The sequence below is a fragment of the Arenimonas sp. genome (assembly GCF_041913985.1).
GTDB lineage: Bacteria > Pseudomonadota > Gammaproteobacteria > Xanthomonadales > Xanthomonadaceae > Arenimonas.
In genome coordinates this window covers 16756-32176 of sequence record NZ_JAYSEG010000021.1, presented here as the reverse complement: position 1 = coordinate 32176, position 15421 = coordinate 16756, and the positions used below count along the sequence as shown (strand labels likewise).

Here is a 15421-nt window from a genome sequence, read left to right as displayed (position 1 = left end):
CGCCCGCACCCCCCCCCCCGCCCGCCCACTCGTCCGCGCGCCCCCCCCCCGCTCCTACAGCGTCACTGCGGCTTTTCGAGGTCGACCCACACCATGCGGTGGTCGGTGGCGTCGATCCAGTCGGCGCCAGGCTCGCCGGGCGCGGGCCAGAACACGCCGCTGCCGGCCACGGCCAGGCCCACCGAGGGCAGCACGTAGTCCACCCGGAAGTTGCCGTTGCGCGGACCGAACCGCGCGGTGTCGTGCGCGGGGCTGGAGCGGTGGCTGGCATTGGCCGGGTTGGCCGCGGCCGCGGCCAGCGCGCCTTCGCTGCGCGGCGTGGGGTAGCGCAGCACGCGCGGGTGTTCGAGCAGTTGCTGGATGGTGCCGGGCAGGCTGCCGCCGTCGCCGGGGTCGGCGTTGTAGTCGCCGACGATGACGAAACGCTCGCCCTCGGGCAGGCCGCCGCAGCGGCCCTGGTCGTCGCACAGCCAGGGCTTGTCGCCGGGCGTCAGGAATTCGGCCCAGAGCCTTATCTCGTCGTGGTTGCGGGCGGCGTTGCGGCGCTCGGGGCCGTCGAACACCGGCGGCGTGGGGTGCGCGGCCAGCAGGTGCACGGTGCCCAGCGGCGTGGCGATGGGCAGGTCCCAGTGCGACTTCGAGCTCAGGCGCAGCTGGGCCCAGATCTGCGCCGGGTACCAGGGCTGGCGGGTGGCCGGGTCGGTGGGCGCCATCGCGCCGGGCATCGTGCTCCAGCGCAGGAGCTGGAACGTGCGCGCCGCGTCGGCGTCGATGGGGTACTGCGACAGCACCAGCATTCCGTACTGGCCCGGGTGCAGGCCGTAGCCCCAGGCGTCGTTGCCGCGCGCGCGGCCTTCGGTGGCCACCACGCCGTTGCGGTCCAGGTCCAGGCCGCTGGGCACGCCGGTGTTCACCGGCGCGAGGTAGCGGTAGGGGTAGGTGATGGCGGCTTCGCCGTGCTGGCCCACGCCCAGGTAGTCGCGCTGGAACAGGTCGGCGGCGCGGCCCTCGGGGTCGTAGTCGAATTCGTTGAGCAGCACGATGTCGGGCCGCTGGCGCTGGACGATGGCCGCGATCTTGCGCGCCCGCTCGTCGCCGGCCCCGAGCCGCGCGACCAGGCCGCCGGCTTCCTCCGAATACAGCGAGGTGTTGAAGGTGGCGACACGCAGGCTCACCGCGGCGGGCTCCGGCGCGACCGGCGCGGTGGCGTGGCAGGCGGCGAGGCCGAAGGCGAGGAAGGCAAGCAGGCTGGGGATTCGCATGGTCGCCGATTGTGCCCGAGCCGCATGACGGCGTCCTGCACGGGGCTCAGGCCGGCATGGGGCGCCAGAGCGCGCCGTCCAGGAACTCCAGCGGCTGGTAGGCGCGCTTGTAGGCCATCTTCGGGTGGCCTTCGAGCCAGAAGCCGAGGTACACGTAGCCGCGCCGTTCGCGCCGCGCGCGCTCGACCTGCTGCAGGATGGCGTAGGTGCCCAGGCTGCGCGCGGCCAGTTCCGGCTCGAAGAAGGTGTAGACCGCCGACAGGCCGTCGGGCACCACGTCGGTGACCGCCAGCGCCACCAGCTCGCCGCCGAGGCGGAATTCCATGAACTCGGTCGGGCTCCAGCGGCAGGCCAGGAAGGCGTCGAAGTTCTCGGGGGCGGGGTCGTCCATGCCGCCGCCGGCGTGGCGGGTGTCGAGGTAGCGCCGGTAGAGCGCGAAGTTCTCCTCGGTGCGCAGCGGCGGGGCGTGGCGCAGCTCGAGGTCGGCGTTGCGGGCCAGGCAGCGCTTCTGGGCGCGGTTGGGTACGAAGCGTTCGGCCGGGATGCGCACCGACACGCAGGCGCGGCAGCCGGCGCAGTAGGGCCGGTAGACATGCCCGCCGGAACGGCGGAACCCCATGGCCAGGGCCTGCGGGTACACCGCCGAGAGGTGCGGGTCGGTCGGGTCGATGATCAGGTCGCGCGCCAGCCGCTCCTTCCAGTAGCCGCAAGGATGCTCGAGGCTCTGGAACAACCGGATCGCATGCTGGCCGCTGTTGCCCATGCCGCCAGTCTACACCGGCGAAAAACGGGGGTCAGAGCACCTTGCCGAGGCGCTGGCCGACGCGGGTGGGGGTTTCGGTGGCGAAGGCGTCGAGGGCGACGGCGTCGCGCGGGAACAGCAGGATCACCGTGGAGCCGTAGTTGAAGCGCGCCATCTCGGCGAAGCGGGCGAGGGTGATGCCCTGGCCGCGCCAGTCGCGGCGGTGGGGCGCATGCGCGTACGGCGGGATCTCCTCGCCGTTCCACACCGTTTCCACGCCCGACACCAGCAGCGCGCCCACCATCACCGAGCACATCGGCCCGAATTCGGTTTCGAAGTGGCAGACCAGGCGCTCGTTGCGCGCGAACAGCCGCGGGATGGCCTTCACGCCCCAGGGCGCGACGGTGAACAGCCGGCCCGGCACGTGCAGCGTTTCCACCAGCGTGCCCGACCACGGCATGTGCACGCGGTGGTAGTCGCGCGGCGAAAGGTAGATGTTGGCGAACCAGCCGTCGGCGTAGGGCGCGGCCATGGCCTCGCTGCCCAGCAGCTCGGCGGCGGTGAAGGACTGGCCCTTGGCCTGGAAGATGCGCCCGGCCTCGATGCGGCCGGCCTGGCTGATCTTGCCGTCGGCCGGCATCAGCAGGCTGCGCGGGTCCGGGTCGGCCACGCGCGCGCCCGGCTTCAGTTCGCGGGTGAAGAAGGCGTTGAAGTGCTCGTAGTTGCGCGGCTCCGGGTCGGCGGCCTCGGCCATGTCCACGTTGAACTTGCGCACCACCAGCGCGATCAGCCAGTCCTTGAACCAGCCGGCGCGCGAGCGCGCCACGCCGTAGGCCAGCCGCGACAGCAGCCGGTGCGGCAGCACGTACTGTAGGAAGACCTTCGGGCTCACGGGGCCTCCGTGGCCAGCAGGGCCAGGTCGGCGGCAATGTCGGCCGGCACCAGCGGCGGCCGGATCAGGCCGGCCTGGCGGCCCTGCGGATCCACCAGCACCAGGGCGCTGGAGTGGTCCATGGTGTAGTCGCCGTCGTCCAGTGGCACCTTCATGTAGACCATGCCCAGCGCGGTGGCGAACTCCTGCAGCGCCGGCTCGGGCGAAGTGGCGGCCAAGGTGTCGGGGTGGAAGTAGGCGGCGTACTCGCCGGTCTTCTCCGGGGTGTCGCGGTCCGGGTCCACCGAGACGAACAGCAGGCGCGGGCGGCGTTCGGCCGGCAGCGCGTCCCAGGCCTTCTGTGCCTGCGAAAGTTCGGTGAGCGTGGTCGGGCAGACGTCGGGGCAGTGGGTGAAGCCCAGGAACACCACGGTCCAGCGACCGCGCAGCTCGTCCGGCGTCAGCGGCGTGCCGTCGGACTGCTGCAGCGAGAAGGCGGGCAGGGCGCGCGGGGCCGGGAACAGCCGCACGGCCTTGAGCCGGGCCTGGTCGAGGGCCGGGGCCGCCGCCGGCGCGCCGGCAGGCGAATAGGCCAGCTGCGCGGCCCAGAGGCCGAGGCCGGCCGCCAGCGCGGCGACCAGGATGAGCAGGGTGTTGCGATTGAACACGGCGGTTCCCGGAGGGCTGTCAGGCCGGCAATTATAGCCGCGGCGCGGCTATACTCCCGCCATTGCAAGGGATTTCAAGAACATGCCGGCGGAACTTGCCACGATCATCGACTTCATACGCTACGGCGCCAGCCGCTTCGGCGCCGCCGGCCTGACCTTCGGCCACAGCCACGACAACGCCCTGGACGAGGCCACCCAGCTGGTGCTGCACACGCTGCACCTGCCGCCCGACCTCGGCCCGGCCTATGGCCAGGCGAAACTCACGCACGACGAGAAGAAGGCCGTGCTGGCCCTGTTCGAGCGCCGCATCAACGAGCGCATCCCGGCCTGCTACCTCACCGGCGAGGCCTGGTTCGCCGGCCTGAGCTTCAAGACCGACCCGCGCGCCCTGGTGCCGCGCTCGCCGATCGCCGAGCTGATCGAAGCCGGCTTCGAGCCCTGGCTGGGCGGCCGTGAAGTGCACCGCGCGCTCGACATGTGCACCGGCTCGGGCTGCATCGGCATCGCCACCGCGCACTACCACCCGCACTGGCAGGTGGACGCGGTGGACGTGAGCCCCGAGGCGCTGTCACTGGCGCGCGAGAACGTCGAGCGCCTGCACGCCACCAACGTGCGCCTGGTCGAGTCCGACCTGTTCCACAACCTCAAGGGCGAGGTCTACGACCTCATCGTCACCAATCCGCCCTATGTCACCCACGCCGAAACCGACGCGTTGCCGCCGGAGTATTCGCACGAGCCCGAGCTGGGCCTGCGCGCGGGCGAGGACGGCCTGGACCTGGCGCTGGAAATCCTGCGCGACGCCCCGGCGCACCTGTCCGAACACGGCCTGCTGATCTGCGAGGTCGGCGAAAGCGAACGCGCGCTGGTGGAGCTGCTGCCGGAGGTGCCCTTCGCCTGGGTCGAGTTCAAGGTGGGGCAGATGGGCATCTTCGTGGTCGAACGCGAGGACCTGGTGGCGCACCACGCGCGCATCAAGGCGCTCGCCGACGCGCGCCGGGCCTGACGCCCGATGAGCGACAACAGCTTCGGCCGGCTGCTGCGCGTCACCACCTTCGGCGAAAGCCACGGCCCGGCCATCGGCTGCGTCATCGACGGCTGCCCGCCGGGCCTGGCGCTGGCGCCGGAAGACTTCCGCGCCGACCTCGACCGCCGCGCCACCGGCAAGACCCGCCACACCTCGCAGCGCCACGAAGCCGACGAGGTGGAAATCCTGAGCGGCGTGTTCGAAGGCCGCACCACCGGCACGCCCATCGGCCTGCTGGTGCGCAACACCGACGCCCGCAGCAAGGACTACGCCAGCATCGCCGCGCAGTTCCGCCCGGGCCACGCCGACTACACCTACCTGCAGAAGTACGGCCACCGCGACCCGCGCGGCGGCGGCCGCAGCTCGGCCCGCGAAACCACCATGCGCGTCGCCGCGGGCGTGGTGGCCAAGAAGTGGCTGGCCGAGCGGCACGGCATCGTCGTGCGCGCCTGCGTTTCGCAGGTGGCCCACCTGGTGCCGGGCGCCTTCGACTGGGGCGCGGTGGAAGCCAACCCGTTCTTCTGGCCCGACGCCTCGATGGTGGCCGGACTCGAGGCCTTCATGGACGCGCTGCGCAAGTCCGGTGATTCCGCCGGCGCGCGCGTGCGCGTGCAGGCCCTTGGCGTGCCGCCGGGCTGGGGCGAGCCGGTGTACGGCAAGCTCGACGCCGAGATCGCCGCGGCCATGATGTCCATCAACGCGGTGAAGGGCGTGGAGATCGGCGCCGGCTTCGCCTCGGTCACCCAGAAGGGCAGCGAGCACCGCGACCTGATGTCGCCGGCCGGCTTCGCCAGCAACCACGCCGGCGGCGTGCTGGGCGGCATCAGCAGCGGCCAGGACATCGAGGTCTCGGTGGCCTTCAAGCCCACCTCCAGCCTGCGCCTGCCCGGCGCCACGGTGGATACCGCGGGCCAGCCGGTGGAGGTGATCACCACCGGCCGCCACGACCCCTGCGTGGGCTTGCGCGCGCCGCCCATCTGCGAAGCCATGCTGGCCCTGGTGCTGATGGACCAGGCCCTGCGCCACCGCGCCCAGTGCGGCGACGTGGAGCCGGTGTTCCCGCGCATCCCAGGCGCGAGGGATTGAACGCGGATCAGGGCGGATTGATGCGGATAAGGGCGGATAGAGCGCTCTTTATTCGAATTGAATCCGCTTCTATCCGCCTCAATTCGCTCCGATCCGCGTTGAAAACAAGTTCCAGGTAACCCAGGAAACCATGAGCAAGACGTATACCGTTGCAGTTGTGGGCGCCACCGGTGCGGTGGGCGAGGCGATGTTGTCGATCCTGGCCGAGCGCCAGTTCCCCGTGGGCAAGCTGCACCTGCTGGCCAGCGAGCGCTCGGCCGGCGAGAAGATCGCGTTCGGCGCGCAGAAGCTCACCGTTGAGGACCTGGCCACGTTCGACCCGGCCGGCGTCGACATCGCGCTGTTCTCGGCCGGTGGCTCGGTGTCGAAGCAGTACGCGCCGAAGTTCGCCGCCGCCGGCGCGGTGGTGATCGACAACAGCTCGGCCTTCCGCTACGACGACGACGTGCCGCTGGTGGTGGCCGAAGTGAACCCCGGGGCGGCCGCGAACCGCCCGCGCGGCATCATCGCCAACCCGAACTGCTCCACCATGCAGATGCTGGTGGCGCTGGCGCCGCTGCACCGCGCCGCCGGCATCGAGCGCATCAACGTGGCCACCTACCAGTCGGTGTCCGGCGCCGGCCGCACGGCCATGGAGGAGCTCGGCCGCCAGACCGCCGCCATGCTCAACTTCCAGCCGCACGAGCCGGCGAAGTTCCCGGTGCAGATCGCCTTCAACCTGATCCCGCACATCGACGAGTTCCTGGACAACGGCTACACCAAGGAAGAGATGAAGATGGTGTGGGAGACGCGCAAGATCCTGGGCGACGACAGCATCCAGGTGAACCCGACGGCGGTGCGCGTGCCGGTGTTCTTCGGCCATTCCGAGGCGGTGCACCTGGAAACCCGCCGCAAGCTCACCGCCGACGAGGCGCGCGCGCTGCTCGAGGACGCCCCCGGCGTGGAAGTGGTGGACGAACGCGAGCCGGGCGGCTACCCGACCCCGGTGACGCACGCCGCCGGCACCGACCCGGTGTACGTGGGCCGCATCCGCGAGGACCTGTCGCACCCGCGCGGGCTCGACCTGTGGATCGTTTCCGACAACATCCGCAAGGGCGCGGCGCTCAACGCCGTGCAGCTGGCGGAACTCGTGGTCAAAGAGCGTTCCTGACCGGTATATTCGGGCCGACACCAAGGACGGGGCCGCTTGCAGGGGAGTGGTCGCGCCGCCTTTCCCGGGGAGATTGAAAGCGTGAACATCAGGCATCTGCAGCTACCGCTGGCCCTCGCCCTGGCCTTGGGCGCCTCCAGCGCCCACGCCCTCGGCCTGGGCGCCATCGAGGTCAAGTCCGGGCTGAACCAGCCGCTGGTGGCCGAAATCCCCATCCTCTCCGCCGGCCCCGGCGAGCTGGAGGAACTGGAAGTGCGCCTGGCCTCGCCCGAGGCCTTCGCCCGGGTCGGGCTCGAGCGCCCGGTCGGGCTCACCGCGAACCTGCAGATGGAAGTGGCGCGCAACGCCGCCGGCCAGCCGGTGATCCGCGTGACCACGCCCAACCGCTTCACCGAGCCCTTCCTCACCTTCCTGGTCGAGGCCAACTGGGGCCGCGGCAGCGTGGTGCGCGAATTCAGCGCCCTGGTGGACCCGCCCTACATCGCCCCGGCGGTGATCCGCCCGATGGAAACCCCGGTGGTGTCCGCCCCCCCGGTGGCGCCGCCCGTGGCGGCCCAGCCGGAGCCGGAGCCCGCGGCCGAAACCGTGCCGCTGCCCGAACCCGAGCCGGTGACCGCCGTCGCGGACGTGGTGCCGGAACCCGAACCCCCGGCGGCGCCGCCGCCGGCCCCGGAGCCGGTGGCCGAGGCCGCGCCGGTGGAACCGCTGCCCGAGCCCGAGCCGGCCCCCGCGGCGCCGGAGCCCGAGCCGGAGCCCGTGGCCGAAGCCCCCGCGCCGGAGCCGGAACCCGAACCGCTTCCCGAGCCCGAGCCTGAGCCCGAACCGGTCGCCGCCGCGCCGGAGCCTGCGCCCGAGCCTGCCCCGGCTCCGCCGCCGCCGCCGCCGGCCGCCGCGCCGGCCCCGGTCGCCGAAGACAGCTTCGGCCCGGTCGCCGACGGCCAGACCCTGTGGAGCATCGCCGAGCGCACGCGCCCGGATCCGGCGGTGACGGTCAACCAGATGATGCTGGCGCTGCAGCGGGCCAACCCCGAGGCCTTCATCGGCGACAACATCAACCAGCTCAAGCGGGGCGCCGTGCTGCGCATCCCCGCGCGCGAGGAAGTGGCCGAACTCGGCGCCGCCGAGGCCGCCGCGCTGGTGCGTGCGCAGGCCGAGGCCTGGCAGGGCCGCCGCGCCCCGGTGCCGCAGCCGGCCGAGGCCGTCGCCAGCCAGCCGGCCCCGCGCGAGGCCGCGCGTCCCGCGGCCGCGCCGCCGGCCGGCCGCCTGGAAATCGTGCCGCCCGCCGGCGACACCGACGCCGCCCGCGGTTCGCAGTCCGGCGCCAGCGGCACCGGCACCGGCGCCGAATTGCGCGCCGAGCTCACCCAGGCCAAGGAAGACCTGGCCTCGCGCGAGAGCGAGGTGCAGGAACTGCGCTCGCAGATCGCCGAACTCGAGGCCCAGCAGTCCGACAGCCAGCGCCTGATCGAGCTGCAGAGCAGCCAGCTCAAGGCCCTGCAGGAACGCCTGGCCGCCGCGCAGGCGGCCGACGCCCCGGCGACCCCGGCCGCGCCGGCCGCCGAGCCGGCTCCCGCCGCCGAGGCCCCGGTGGCCGAGGCCGGGCCCACGCCCGTCGCCGAGCCCTGGTACGCCAACCCGCTGGTGCTGGGCGGTGGTGGCCTGGTGCTGCTGGGCGGCCTGGTGTTGGCCCTGCGCGGCCGTCGCCCGGCGGCGCCGTCGCCGGTGCCGGGCCGTCGCATCTCCGACGACGACGCGCTCAAGGCCAGCCTGCCCGGCGCGCGCATCGAGCCGGCCGTGGCGCCGGGCCCGGAGCCCGTGGCCGAATCGTCGCCCGCCGACGGCGAGCTGGCCCGCCTGCAGTCCGCGGTGAAGGCCAAGCCCGACGACCTCGAGGCCCACATCAGCCTGCTGCGCCACCTGCACAAGCTCGACGACCAGCCGTCCTTCGACGCCGCGGCGCAGGAGATGCGCGCCCGCGTTCGCAGCACGCTCGACCCGCGCTGGCGCGAGGCGGTGGTGATGGGCGTCGCCCTTTCGCCGGGCAACCCGCTGTTCAGCCAGGCCGGCTGGAACGCGCCGCGTTTCGGCGACACCGGCGTGATGCCGGCCGCGCCGACGCCCGTGCCCGCCGCGCCTGCTGCCGTGGTGCCGCCGCCCGCCGACGAGCTCGACGACCTGGCCAATATCGACATCGCGCCGCCCGCCGCGCACGACGAACACGACGAGGACTGGGACCGCCTGGCCCGCGGCGTGGCCGTCGCGCCGGCCGCTCCGGCGCCGGCGCCGGCGCCGCAGCCCGAGCCCGAAATGGAAGCCGGCTTCGACTTCGTCGCCGACGCCGACGCCGATGCCACGCCCACCGGCGAGCTCAGCCTCGAGGACCTCGGCGGCGAAGCCCCGCTGGCGTTCGAGACCCCGGCTGATGTGGCGCCGCTGGACGACGACGCCAGCGCCACCAAGATCGAGCTGGCCAAGGCCTACCTCGAGATCGGCGACGTCGACGGCGCCCGCGGCATGCTCGAGGAAGTCGTCGCCGAAGCCGGCCCGGCCGGCCGCGCCGAGGCCGAGCGCCTGCTGCGGGAGATCGGCTGATCCCCTTGCGGTACGCGATCGGCATCGAATACGACGGCAGCGGTTTCCTCGGCTGGCAGCGCCTGGCCGAGGGCGCGACCGTGCAGGGCGCGGTGGAGCAGGCGCTGGGCTTCGTGGTGGACCACCCGCTCGAGGTGGTCTGCGCCGGCCGCACCGACAGCGGCGTGCACGCGCGCTGCCAGGTGGCGCACTTCGACACCGACGCGGTGCGCACCCCGTTCGCGCTGCAGCAGGGCGGCAACAGCCGCCTGCCCAAGGGCGTGGCCATCCTGTGGTGTCAGCCGGTGGCCGACGAGTTCCATGCCCGCTACTCGGCCCGCGCGCGCCGCTACTGCTACACCGTGCTCAACCGCCGCGTGCGCCCGGCCATCCAGCGTGAATACCTCACCTGGGAGCGCCACCCGCTCGACGCCGGCGCCATGCACCGCGCCGCCCAGGTGCTGGTGGGCGAGCACGACTTCAGCGCATTCCGCACCGTGCACTGCCAGGCCAAGCACCCGCGCCGCAACGTGCACGAAATCTCGGTGCGCCGCGAGGGCGAGCACGTCGTCATCGAGGTGCAGGCGAACGCCTTCCTGCACCACATGGTGCGCAACTTCGTCGGCAGCCTGATGCTGGTGGGGCGGGGCGAACACCCGGAGGCCTGGATCAGCGAACTGCTGGCGGGCCGCGACCGCACGGTGGCCGGCCCGACCGCGCCCTCGAACGGGCTGGTGTTCGTGGGCCCGCGTTACCCGCGCGAGTGGGGCCTGCCCGACGAGGTCTGTCTCTGAGGCTTGACCCGGCGTGCACGGCGCCGACACGCATCGCGCCTACAATCCCCCCATGCGCACCCGGATCAAATTCTGCGGGCTGACCCGTCCCGGCGACGTCCGCCTGGCCGTCGAGCTCGGCGTCGACGCCATCGGACTGGTCTTCGCCGCCGGCAGCCCGCGCTGCCTCACGCCCGACCAGGGCGCCAGCCTGCGCCAGGCCGTGCCGCCGCTGGTGGACGCGGTGGCCCTGTTCATGGACAACCCCGGCAGCGAGGTGGAAGCGGTGGTGCGCCGGCTCAAGCCCGACCTGCTGCAGTTCCACGGCAGCGAAAGCGAGGCCTTCTGCCGCAGCTTCGGCCTTCCCTTCATCAAGACCGTGGCGATGGGCGGCGGTGCCGGCGATGCAGCGATGGCGCGGAAGCGCTACCCTTCGGCCAGTGCCTTCCTGCTCGACGGAAACGCTCCCGGCCAGCCCGGCGGGCGCGGCGAGCGTTTCGACTGGACCCTGGTGCCTTCGCTCGGCCGGCCGCTGTTCCTGGCCGGCGGGCTGGCGCCGGCCAACGTGGTCGAGGCGGTGCGCACCGTGCGCCCCTATGCCGTGGATGTTTCCAGTGGCATCGAGAGCGCCCCCGGCCTCAAGGACGGCGGGCGCATGCAATCTTTCGTTGACGAGGTGAGACGTGCAGACCGCAGTGCCCCAGAGTGAGATCCCGCCGGCGTCGGAGATCGCCGATTTCGGCGCCTGGCCCGATGCCGCGGGCCACTTCGGCCGCTACGGCGGCGTGTTCGTCTCGGAAACCCTGATCGAGCCGCTGCGCGAGCTCGAGGCGGCCTACGAGCGCTACCGCCAGGACCCCGAGTTCATCGCCGAGCTCGAGCACGACTACAAGCATTACGTCGGCCGGCCCAGCCCGATCTACGAAGCGAAGCGGCTGTCAGAGAAGGTGGGCGGCGCGCGCATCCTGCTCAAGCGCGAAGACCTGAACCACACCGGCGCGCACAAGATCAACAACACCATCGGCCAGGCCATGCTGGCCAGGCGCATGGGCAAGACCCGCATCATCGCCGAGACCGGCGCCGGCCAGCACGGCGTGGCCAGCGCCACCGTGGCCGCGCGCCTGGGCCTGGAGTGCGTGGTGTACATGGGCGCCACCGACGTCGAGCGCCAGGCGCCGAACGTGTTCCGCATGAAGCTGCTGGGCGCGAAGGTGGTGCCGGTGCATTCGGGCAGCAAGACGCTCAAGGACGCGCTCAACGAAGCCATGCGCGACTGGGTGACCAACGTGCGCGACACCTTCTACATCATCGGCACCGTGGCGGGCCCACACCCGTACCCGAAGCTGGTGCGCGACTTCAACGCCGTGGTGGGCAAGGAATCGCGCGCGCAGATGCTGGCCGAATACGGCCGCCTGCCCGATGCCGTCACCGCCTGCGTGGGCGGCGGCAGCAACGCCATCGGCATGTTCCACGCCTTCCTCAACGACAAGGCGGTGCGGCTGGTGGGCGCCGAGGCGGCGGGCGACGGCGTCGAAACCGGCCGCCACGCGGCGTCGCTGGTGGCGGGCCGGCCGGGCGTGCTGCACGGCAACCGCACCTACGTGATCTGCGACGACGACGGCCAGATCACCGAGACGCACTCGATCTCGGCGGGCCTGGACTACCCGGGCGTCGGCCCCGAGCACGCCTTCCTGAAGGACAGCGGCCGCGCCGAGTACGTGGGCGTCACCGACGACGAGGCCATGGAAGCCTTCCACCTGCTGGCGCGCACCGAGGGCATCCTGGCGGCGCTCGAATCCAGCCACGCCGTGGCCCAGGCCATGAAGCTGGCGAAGTCGCTGCCAAAGGACGCGCTGGTGCTGTGCAACCTCTCCGGCCGCGGCGACAAGGACATCTTCACCATCGCCAAGCGCGAGGGCATCGAGCTCTAGCTTCGGGGTGGGTCTCATCTTGAACACGGATCAAAGCGGATTGATACGGATAAACACGGATAGGGCAAGAGCGATCAGGGGTTGGACCCTCGATGTGCTGGCAGCTCGCCGTGAAACCCATTTGATTTCGCTTTATCCGTGTTTATCCGTATCAATCCGCTCTTATCCGTGTTGAATAACCCATGTCCCGAATCGCCAAGAAGTTCCAGCTCCTCGCCGACGCCAAGCGCAAGGCGCTGGTGCCTTTCATCACGGCGGGCGACCCGTCGCTGGAGGCCACGGTGCCGGTGATGCATGCGCTGGTGCGCGCGGGAGCCGACGTGCTTGAGCTGGGCGTGCCGTTTTCCGACCCGATGGCCGACGGGCCGTCCATCCAGCGCAGTTCGGAGCGCGCCATCGAGCGTGGGGCCGGGCTGCGCTACGTGCTGGGCGCCGTGGCCGAGTTCCGCAAGGCCGACGCCGACACGCCGGTGGTGCTGATGGGCTACCTCAACCCGGTCGAGATGCGCGGCGCCGCCGCCTTCGCCCAGGCCGCCGCGGAAGCCGGCGTGGACGGCGTGCTGCTGGTCGATTTGCCGCCCGAGGAAGCGGGCCCCACCCGCGCCGCGTTCAACGCCGCCGGCCTCGACCTGATCTCGCTGGCCGCGCCGACCACCGCCGAAAACCGCCTGGCGCGCCTGGCCAGCGAATCGCAGGGTTACCTGTATTACGTGTCCTTCGCCGGCGTCACCGGCGGCGCCCAGCTGGACGTGGCCGACGTGCTGCGCCGCGCCGGCGACCTGCGCGCCCGCGCCACCGTGCCGGTGCTGGTGGGCTTCGGCATCCGCGACGCGGCCTCGGCCGCCGCCCTGGCCCCGGCCGCCGACGGCGTGGTGGTGGGCAGCGCCCTGGTGGACGCGCTGGCCGGCGCCACCTCGGCCGAAGACGCCGCCGCCCGCGCGGCCGACTTCCTGGCCCCGCTGCGGGCCGCGCTCGACGCCGCGGCCTGAGCCCCCGCGGCCCCGCCCCGGCCGGCCGGGGCAGGGGGCCCGCAAACCGGCTTTCGGGATAAACTTCCCGACCCAGAACGACACCGGTGCCTGAATGAGCTGGCTCACCAAACTCATGCCCTCCCGCATCCGTACCCAGGGCAACGGCAAGCGCGGCGTGCCCGAAGGCCTGTGGGAGAAGTGCGACAAGTGCGGCGCCGCCCTGTACGGCCCCGAGCTGGAAAAGAACCTGCGCGTCTGCCCGAAGTGTTCGCACCACATGGCCATCGGCGCCCGCGAGCGCCTGGTGGCCTTCCTGGACGACGACAGCGGCGAGGAGATCGGCGCCACGCTCGGCCCGGTGGACGCGTTGCACTTCAAGGACCAGAAGAAGTACGCCGACCGCATCAAGGCGGCCCAGAAGCTGGTGGGCGAGCGCGACGCGCTGGTCGCCGTGCAGGGCCAGCTCAAGGGCCGGCCGGTGTGCGTGGCGGCGTTCGAATTCCGCTTCATGGGCGGCTCCATGGGCTCGGTGGTGGGCGAGCGCTTCGCCCTGGCCGCCGAGCGTGCGCTGGAGCTGGGTTGCCCGCTGGTGTGCTTCTCGGCCACCGGCGGCGCGCGCATGCAGGAAGGCCTGTTCTCGCTGATGCAGATGGCCAAGACCTCGGCCGCGCTCGGCCGCCTGCGCGCCGCGGGCCTGCCTTTCGTGTCGGTGCTGACCCACCCGACCACCGGCGGCGTCTCGGCCTCGCTGGGCATGCTGGGTGACATCAACGTGGCCGAGCCGCACGCGCTGATCGGCTTCGCCGGCCCGCGCGTGATCGAGCAGACCGTGCGCGAAACGCTGCCCGAGGGCTTCCAGCGCTCGGAGTTCCTGGTAGAGCACGGCGCCGTGGACCTGATCGTCGACCGCCGGCAGATGCGCGAGAAGCTGTCCGCGCTGCTGGCGCTGATGATGCGCCAGCCCGCGCCGGCCGCCGACCCGGCCCCCGCTGCGGCCTGATCCGGCCATGGCGACCCGCAAGTACTTCGGCACCGACGGCATCCGCGGCCGGGTGGGCGAGCAGCCCATCTCGGCCGACTTCATGCTGCGCCTGGGCGCCGCCGCCGGCCGCGTGCTGGCCGGCGAGGGCCGCGAGCACGCCACGGTGGTCATCGGCAAGGACACCCGCATCTCGGGCTACATGTTCGAGGCGGCGCTGGAAGCGGGCCTGGTGGCCGCCGGCGCCGACGTGCGCATGCTCGGCCCCATGCCCACGCCCGCGGTGGCCTACCTGACGCGCTCGCTGCGCGCCGACGCCGGCATCGTCATCAGCGCCTCGCACAACCCGCACCAGGACAACGGCATCAAGTTCTTCTCGGCGCACGGCGAAAAGCTGGCCGACGCGGTCGAGGCGGCCATCGAGGCCGAACTCGAGCAGCCCTTCCGCACCGTGCCCTCCGAGCGCCTGGGCAAGGCCCAGCGGGTGGGCGACGCACTGTCGCGCTACGCCGAGTTCTGCAAGTCCACCGTGCCCGACGACTTCGTGCTCAGCGGCCTGCGCCTGGTGGTGGACTGCGCCCACGGCGCCACCTACCAGGTCGCCCCGCGGGTGTTCTCCGAGCTGGGCGCGCGGGTGGACGCCATCGGCGCCGAGCCCGACGGCCTGAACATCAACCGCGGCGTCGGCTCCACCCACCCCGAGGCGCTCATCGCCCGGGTGCGCGAGGCCGGCGCCGACCTGGGCATCGCCTTCGACGGCGACGGCGACCGCGTGCTGATGGTGGACGGCCGCGGCCAGCTGGTGGACGGCGACGGCCTGATCTTCCTGCTGGCCCGCGACTGGCAGGCCAGCGGCCGCCTGCACGGCCCGGTGGTGGGCACGCTGATGACCAACTACGCCATGGAACAGGCGCTGGGCGCGCTGGGCATCGAATTCGTGCGCGCCAAGGTCGGCGACCGTTACGTGCACCAGGCCCTGGTCGAGCGCGACGGCGTGCTCGGCGGCGAGGCCTCGGGCCACCTGCTGTGCCTGGACCGCGCCAGCACCGGCGACGCCATCGTGGCGGCGCTGCAGGTGCTGGAAGTGCTGCGCCGCCGCGGTCAGTCGCTGGAGCAGGCGCTGTCGGCCTACCAGCCGCTGCCGCAGCGAACCGTCAACGTGCGCATCGCCCCGGGCGTGAAGCCGCTGGAGCAGCCGGCCGTGCAGGCCGCCCGCGCCGAGGCCGAGGCGGCCCTGGCCGGCCGCGGCCGCCTGGTGCTGCGCCCCTCCGGCACCGAGCCGGTGGTGCGCGTGACCGTCGAGGCCGACGACGCCGCGCTGATGCAGCAGGTGCTCGACCGCCTGGCCGACGTGGTGCGCGCCGCCGCTTGAGCCTCGTCAAGGCCGCCTGCA

General features: G+C 72.4%; 14 protein-coding genes. 10 read left to right on the top strand and 4 right to left on the bottom strand.

Annotated elements, in window-relative coordinates:
• Nucleotides 1–62: 62 nt before the first annotated feature.
• Genes ACE3Q2_RS08785 through ACE3Q2_RS08770 form a run of 4 tightly spaced genes read right to left on the bottom strand, consistent with a single transcriptional unit; the run spans nucleotide 63 to nucleotide 3543 of the window.
• Nucleotides 63–1262 carry an endonuclease/exonuclease/phosphatase family protein gene (locus ACE3Q2_RS08785; protein ID WP_231694141.1) on the bottom strand — a complete coding sequence of 400 codons (1200 nt, stop codon included), beginning with the start codon at nucleotides 1260–1262 and terminating at the stop codon, nucleotides 63–65.
• Nucleotides 1263–1308: 46 nt separating this feature from the next.
• A complete protein-coding gene (locus ACE3Q2_RS08780) occupies nucleotides 1309–2025 on the bottom strand; it encodes an arginyltransferase (RefSeq protein ID WP_231694140.1) in 717 nt (238 codons plus the stop codon).
• A gap of 31 nt (nucleotides 2026–2056) precedes the next feature.
• Nucleotides 2057–2896: an archaetidylserine decarboxylase gene (gene asd / locus ACE3Q2_RS08775; protein ID WP_374473754.1), complete on the bottom strand. Its 840-nt coding sequence runs from the start codon at nucleotides 2894–2896 to the stop codon at nucleotides 2057–2059.
• On the bottom strand, nucleotides 2893–3543 hold the full coding sequence (locus ACE3Q2_RS08770; protein WP_374473753.1) for an SCO family protein: 651 nt from the start codon (nucleotides 3541–3543) through the stop codon (nucleotides 2893–2895). Before ACE3Q2_RS08770 ends, asd begins: the two co-directional genes overlap by 4 nt.
• Nucleotides 3544–3625: 82 nt before the next feature.
• On the opposite strand from ACE3Q2_RS08770, the gene prmB reads away from it, so the two are divergent.
• From prmB to glmM, 10 genes are all read left to right on the top strand, one after another.
• On the top strand, nucleotides 3626–4546 hold the full coding sequence (gene prmB / locus ACE3Q2_RS08765) for a 50S ribosomal protein L3 N(5)-glutamine methyltransferase (RefSeq protein ID WP_374473752.1): 921 nt from the start codon (nucleotides 3626–3628) through the stop codon (nucleotides 4544–4546).
• Nucleotides 4547–4552: 6 nt separating this feature from the next.
• A complete protein-coding gene (aroC, locus tag ACE3Q2_RS08760; RefSeq protein WP_374473751.1) occupies nucleotides 4553–5653 on the top strand; it encodes a chorismate synthase in 1101 nt (366 codons plus the stop codon).
• A 130-nt stretch (nucleotides 5654–5783) separates the two neighbouring features.
• Complete coding sequence (locus ACE3Q2_RS08755) at nucleotides 5784–6803, top strand: aspartate-semialdehyde dehydrogenase (RefSeq protein ID WP_374473750.1); 1020 nt, start codon at nucleotides 5784–5786, stop codon at nucleotides 6801–6803.
• A gap of 81 nt (nucleotides 6804–6884) precedes the next feature.
• On the top strand, nucleotides 6885–9395 hold the full coding sequence (locus ACE3Q2_RS08750) for a FimV/HubP family polar landmark protein (RefSeq protein WP_374473749.1): 2511 nt from the start codon (nucleotides 6885–6887) through the stop codon (nucleotides 9393–9395).
• 5 nt (nucleotides 9396–9400) lie between these two features.
• Entirely contained in the window at nucleotides 9401–10168 is a 768-nt protein-coding gene (gene truA / locus ACE3Q2_RS08745) for a tRNA pseudouridine(38-40) synthase TruA (protein WP_374473748.1), read from the top strand.
• A 52-nt stretch (nucleotides 10169–10220) separates the two neighbouring features.
• Nucleotides 10221–10856 carry a phosphoribosylanthranilate isomerase gene (locus ACE3Q2_RS08740; RefSeq protein WP_231694132.1) on the top strand — a complete coding sequence of 212 codons (636 nt, stop codon included), beginning with the start codon at nucleotides 10221–10223 and terminating at the stop codon, nucleotides 10854–10856.
• A gap of 1 nt (nucleotide 10857) precedes the next feature.
• Nucleotides 10858–12078, top strand: a complete 1221-nt coding sequence (gene trpB / locus ACE3Q2_RS08735; RefSeq protein ID WP_374473765.1) for a tryptophan synthase subunit beta — start codon at nucleotides 10858–10860, stop codon at nucleotides 12076–12078.
• Between the two features lie 182 nt (nucleotides 12079–12260).
• Nucleotides 12261–13067: a tryptophan synthase subunit alpha gene (gene trpA / locus ACE3Q2_RS08730; RefSeq protein ID WP_374473747.1), complete on the top strand. Its 807-nt coding sequence runs from the start codon at nucleotides 12261–12263 to the stop codon at nucleotides 13065–13067.
• 94 nt (nucleotides 13068–13161) lie between these two features.
• The gene (gene accD / locus ACE3Q2_RS08725; RefSeq protein WP_374473746.1) at nucleotides 13162–14049 is read left to right on the top strand and encodes an acetyl-CoA carboxylase, carboxyltransferase subunit beta; all 888 of its coding nucleotides are present in this window, start codon (nucleotides 13162–13164) and stop codon (nucleotides 14047–14049) included.
• A 7-nt stretch (nucleotides 14050–14056) separates the two neighbouring features.
• The gene (gene glmM, locus ACE3Q2_RS08720; RefSeq protein WP_374473745.1) at nucleotides 14057–15400 is read left to right on the top strand and encodes a phosphoglucosamine mutase; all 1344 of its coding nucleotides are present in this window, start codon (nucleotides 14057–14059) and stop codon (nucleotides 15398–15400) included.
• Nucleotides 15401–15421: the final 21 nt, after the last annotated feature.